This window comes from Phenylobacterium sp. (assembly GCF_037138395.1).
Taxonomy (GTDB): Bacteria; Pseudomonadota; Alphaproteobacteria; order Caulobacterales; family Caulobacteraceae; genus Phenylobacterium.
In genome coordinates this window covers 1-4,633 of sequence record NZ_JBAXIM010000181.1, presented here as the reverse complement: position 1 = coordinate 4,633, position 4,633 = coordinate 1, and the positions used below count along the sequence as shown (strand labels likewise).

At 66.9% G+C, this 4,633-nt stretch carries 6 protein-coding genes and 1 pseudogene; 3 read left to right on the top strand and 4 right to left on the bottom strand.

The window, feature by feature from the left end; all coding sequences use genetic code 11:
- Together WCJ52_RS11710 and WCJ52_RS11705 are read left to right on the top strand one after the other, a co-directional pair.
- Positions 1-267, top strand: a pseudogene (locus WCJ52_RS11710) (MCE family protein); the annotation flags it as partial.
- Positions 264-965, top strand: coding sequence for an ABC-type transport auxiliary lipoprotein family protein (locus tag WCJ52_RS11705; protein ID WP_336903489.1), 702 nt, complete (start codon positions 264-266; stop codon positions 963-965). The pseudogene WCJ52_RS11710 and the gene WCJ52_RS11705, both read left to right, overlap by 4 nt.
- Here WCJ52_RS11705 and folD read toward each other — a convergent pair.
- The 4 genes from folD to WCJ52_RS11685 are packed head-to-tail and all read right to left on the bottom strand — an operon-like array spanning position 962 to position 3,966.
- Complete coding sequence (folD, locus tag WCJ52_RS11700) at positions 962-1,855, bottom strand: bifunctional methylenetetrahydrofolate dehydrogenase/methenyltetrahydrofolate cyclohydrolase FolD (protein WP_336903488.1); 894 nt, start codon at positions 1,853-1,855, stop codon at positions 962-964. The genes WCJ52_RS11705 and folD overlap by 4 nt on opposite strands.
- 37 nt (positions 1,856-1,892) lie before the next feature.
- On the bottom strand, positions 1,893-2,354 hold the full coding sequence (locus WCJ52_RS11695; protein WP_336903487.1) for an NUDIX domain-containing protein: 462 nt from the start codon (positions 2,352-2,354) through the stop codon (positions 1,893-1,895).
- Positions 2,354-3,370 (bottom strand): S1/P1 Nuclease, encoded by a 1,017-nt coding sequence (locus WCJ52_RS11690; protein WP_336903486.1) that lies wholly within the window; start codon positions 3,368-3,370, stop codon positions 2,354-2,356. The genes WCJ52_RS11695 and WCJ52_RS11690 overlap by 1 nt, the downstream gene beginning before the upstream one ends.
- Entirely contained in the window at positions 3,370-3,966 is a 597-nt protein-coding gene (locus WCJ52_RS11685; RefSeq protein WP_336903485.1) for a glutathione S-transferase family protein, read from the bottom strand. Before WCJ52_RS11685 ends, WCJ52_RS11690 begins: the two co-directional genes overlap by 1 nt.
- Positions 3,967-4,046: 80 nt before the next feature.
- On the opposite strand from WCJ52_RS11685, the gene WCJ52_RS11680 reads away from it, so the two are divergent.
- Complete coding sequence (locus tag WCJ52_RS11680; RefSeq protein WP_336903484.1) at positions 4,047-4,535, top strand: 3D domain-containing protein; 489 nt, start codon at positions 4,047-4,049, stop codon at positions 4,533-4,535.
- The last annotated feature ends 98 nt before the right edge of the window (positions 4,536-4,633 follow it).

The following is a 4,633-nucleotide window of genomic DNA, read 5'->3' as shown; positions in this document are numbered from 1 at the left end:
GAGGGCGAAGGCGCTCAAACCCTCAAGAGCCTTACAGACGCTGCGACTGAGACTCAAACGACGGTCAAGGACCTCCGAGGCGTCATCGCCCGGATCGACGGCCCGGAGGGCGAGTACACGGCAAGCAGCCTCGCCCAGTTCACGTCTGCGGTCGGTGCCCTGCAGGGTGCCGCAGACTCCCTGACCCGCCTGTCCCGCGAACTGGAAGCCAATCCCCGCGGCCTCATCTCGAAGAGCCCCGGCAAGGAAAAGGACGTCCGTCCATGATCCCGACCCTGAACCTCACCCGCCTGGGCGCTATTACGGCGGCGCTTCTGCTGTCTGGCTGCATCACTCTGCTGCCGGACAGCAAGCCGGCCCAGCTCTACCGGTTCACGCCGGACCCGCAAGCCTCAGGGACGCCGTCGCCTACGGAGGGCCGCTCCGCCGTCGTCAGGGCGGGCGGGAACTTCCATCCCGCCGCAGCAGGCGACCGGATCCTGACCTCCGACGGGGCCGAGGCCGCCTATCTCGCCAACGCCCGGTGGACTCAGGCGGCGGCCGTCCTCTTCGACCAGGCCCTTGTGAGAGCCTTTGCCACCAGTTCCGGCCCAGCCCGCCTGATCACACCCGGCGAACTTGGCCGCCCGGCCTTCGGCCTGCGCGTTGATGTTTCCCGTTTCGAAGCGGCCTACGACCAGGGTCCGAACGCTGCGCCTGAGATCCGGGTGGACCTGCATCTTGTTCTGACCCGCCTCAAGGACCAGACAGTGGTTCAGGAACAGACCTTCGCCTTCAGTCGCAGGGCTGCTGAGAACCGGGGCGGCGCCATCGCGGAGGCGTTCAGCGAGGCTGTCGAGGAAGCCTTGGAGACCATTGTGCGCACGGCCGACAAGGGCGTGCGCACACCACCGACCGCCGAGGGCCTGCTCCCCTCAGATGGAACGTCTGAAGGGGCAAAACAGGCTCAAAATCCAAAAAACTAGATCCCGTGGATACGCCGGGCAGCTGTCACGGTGTTGGCGAGCAGGCAGGCCACCGTCATCGGCCCAACGCCATTTGGGACCGGCGTGATGGCACCAGCGACCTCGCGGGCTGACTTGAAGTCCACATCGCCGACCAGCTTTGTTCGTCCCTCGGCGGCCTTCGCGGGATCGTCGAACGGAACCCGGTTGATGCCGACGTCTATGACCGCGGCGCCGGGGCGGATCCAGTCGCCCGGGATCATGCGGGGACGCCCCACCGCCGCCACGAGGATATCCGCTTCCCGGCAAACCGCGGCAAGTTCGCGCGTTCGGGAGTGGGCGATGGTCACGGTGCAGTCCGCCTGCAGGAGAAGCTGGGCCACCGGTCGTCCCACGAGGATCGACCGGCCCACCACCACAGCCCTCAGCCCCGACAGGTCGTCCCCGAGGGTCTGACGCAGCAGGATCATGCAGCCTAAGGGCGTACAGGGGGAGAGTGAGGGAAGCCCCTGGGAAAGTCGTCCCGCATTCACGACGTGCAGGCCATCGACGTCCTTGTCCGGATCGATGGCCTCGACGACGGCCTTTTCATCCAACCCTCGAGGAAGCGGCATCTGGACCAGGATGCCATGGATCGCCGGATCGGCGTTCAAGGACTGAACAAGGCCAATCAGGACGTCCTGCGGCGTGTCTGCTGACAGCCGGTGAGTTACCGAATGCATGCCCGCAGCGAGGGATTGCTCGCCCTTGGAGCGCACATAGACCTGACTGGCCGGGTCCTCTCCCACCAGGACCACCGCCAGACCCGGGGTGACGCCGAAGCGGGCCTTCAGGTCTGCGACCTCCGAGGCGACCTGGGACCGAAGGCTGTCCGCCGCGGCCCGACCGTCGATAAGCTTGGCTTCGCTCATGCGGAACTCCGAGTTTCCAGCAGCCCGGCCTACTATGTCAGGCCCGGACGCGCAAACCGCGAAGCCACTGGGCCACCGCCCAGGCATGGGACTCCCGGTGTAGTCCGCGGAGGGCCTGCAAGGGCGTCCGCCAGACAAGCCGGTGGTCCGGCTCCGTCAGCAGGTGGGGCGCCTCGGAGAGAATCACCGCCGTGAAGAATTCGCCTCTGACGTTGAAGGCCCGGCCATCATTGATCACCACCCGGTCGGACGAGGCGCCCAGTGGCGAGACCGGGCGAACGACCAGGCCCGTCTCCTCCGCGAACTCGCGGACGAGGGCGCCTTCGGGCGTCTCCCCAGCCTCGATTCCCCCCCCGGGAAGGGCGAGCCAGATCTGGGTCTCCGGGTCGCCGATCTCGACCAAGGCGATGCGTCCGCCACGGGTGGCGATGCCGAAGGCCGAGGGCCGGTCCGGCCAGGTGCCCCCTGCCTCAGGCAGGCCGAATTGGGGTGCCTCCATCAGTCCTTGCCATAGAGAGACGTCCAGATGTCCGCCCGCCCCGCAAGGGCGTCGGCCACTGAGACCTCTGGCCAACCGACGCGGGCGCTTTCCGAGGTCTTCCAGGCCAGGACCGTGAAGTCCCGCAAGGCAGCGGCACCTGCACCCAGGCGCCGGGCAGCAAAGGCACCCCCTCGGGGGTCACCCGGGGCCAGTCCCCCGGCCTTTTCCAGCCTGTACAGGGCCGGGACCTCCTCCCAGCCCGTTTTGAGATAGGCCGAGATACGGGTCTCGAGCGGCCCCTCTGGGCCTTGGCCTTGCGACGACATCGCCCTGCGGACATCCTCGATCCGCACGGCCCCGGCAACAAGATCGCCCTCGAACGGACCGTGAATCCGTGACGTCGTAAAGCCCTCCGGGTTCGGGCCCTCGCCCCAGCCATTGTAGTGGAGGGTCATGTGGAGGGGCTGGGAGCCATCCGCCACGTAGTGCGAGAGACGTCCCAAGGTCTGGAGCGCAGCCGCCTCCCGACGCTTCAGGTCCGCCCGGAACCAGGCCCGACGCCCGGGGTTCTTTTCAGTGCCCGCGGCGTAAGACAGGACCCGCCACATGGCGAAGTCCCGGGTCAGCTGCTGTTGGTTCTCAAGGATCGAATAGTAGAGCCAGCCGGCCTTCCAGGTGTTGGTCCCCGCCGTCCGCAGGGCCGTTTCGTAGGCCTCACGGTCCGTGGGCATGGCTTCAAGCCGGGGCCCGCCAAGCACAGTCCCGTCTTCCAGGACGTCCAGGAAGTGTCCGGAATCAAGGGCCACGCCAAGGGCGCGGCCGGACCCCTTGATACGGTCTGGTTCCCGGGAAAGCTCACCCACATCCGCGGCCCCCTCCTGGCTCCGAAGGAAGGCCGGCAGCGTCGCAGGTAGCGCCTCCGCAGCCGCCACGCCGACCATTCGGTGCCCAGACGAGCCCCAGGCCAGGACCGGACCACAAGCCCCGAAGGCCACGGCGAGCACCACAGGAAGCACCCGGAGGCATGAGGTCATCAGGAGATTCCCAAGGAGGCGAGGCCAAGCACGCCTTCACTTCGACGTATCCAGGCCGTGAGAGATTTCCACCGGGAAAGGTCGATACCCGCCTCAGGTGCAGACCGAGTGTACGGTAGCAGCGCCATGTCGGCGAGAGAGAAGGCGTCGCCCACTAGCCAGGTCGAACCAGACAGGGCGGCTTCTAGCCGGTCCAGGGCGGCCTCAGCCCGCCCGACAAGCTCGGGCTCCAGGGTGGCCGGGTCCCGACCCCGGTACCGGACCTGAAAGCGCGCCACGGCGACATAGGGCTCGTGGCTGTATTGCTCCCAGAACATCCACTCGAACATCCGCGCCTGGAGGTAGGGATCGGTCGGGATCAGGGCGGACCCCCGGGCCAGGTGCAGGATGATGGCGTTGGACTGGGCCAGGGGTCGGCCGTCGTCCAGCACAGCCAGGGGCACCTGACCGGCCGGGTTCATCGCCAGGAAATCCGGGGTCCGGGTCTCGCCGGTAAGCACGCGCGTTTCCACCCAATCGTAGGGCAGGCCGAGGTGATCGGAGGTCCACTTCACCTTCAGACAGTTGCCGGAGATGGAGTCTCCAAAGACTCTCATGGGGACCCCAATGTTGCCGAAAACGCCTGCTACCGTTAAAAGTCCGGCGACGACAGATCAACGACGAAGAAGGAGACGTCATGCGACGCCGCCTCGCCGCCCTGGCCGCCCTAACCTCCCTGCTTGCCGCAATCCCAGCAGCCGCTGACGCACAGGCTGCGCCTGATCCCCTGGGCGACCTGCTCATGGGCGCCATGACCGGCTCGATCCCAGGCTCGCCCGAGATGAAACTCAAGGCCACCCTCTACCATATCGGTGCCCGCGGGGTCGGCACCCTGGACTCCCTCGGCTGCAAGGTGGTGGCCATGCGCACGGCAGCCATCGACACCCGCGTCATCCCCAGGCGGACCGTCCTCTTCATCCAGGAGACCGTGGGTCTTCGGATGCCCGACGGCCGGGTCCATGACGGCTATTGGTATGCATCGGATACCGGCGGTGCGATCAAGGGCAACCGCATTGACCTCTTCACCGGATCCGGTTCTTCCTCAATGAAGCCGATCATGGGGCTGAACCTGACCCTCCTGACGGTCAGCCGGGTGGGCCAGTTCAAGGGCTGCCCGCCCGCCTGAGCAGGTCAGGTTTCGACGAAGGCCCGTTCGAGCACATAGTCCCCAGGCTGCGCCAGGGAACCTTCGACAAACCCGCGCGCCTCCAGGAGGGGCTTCAG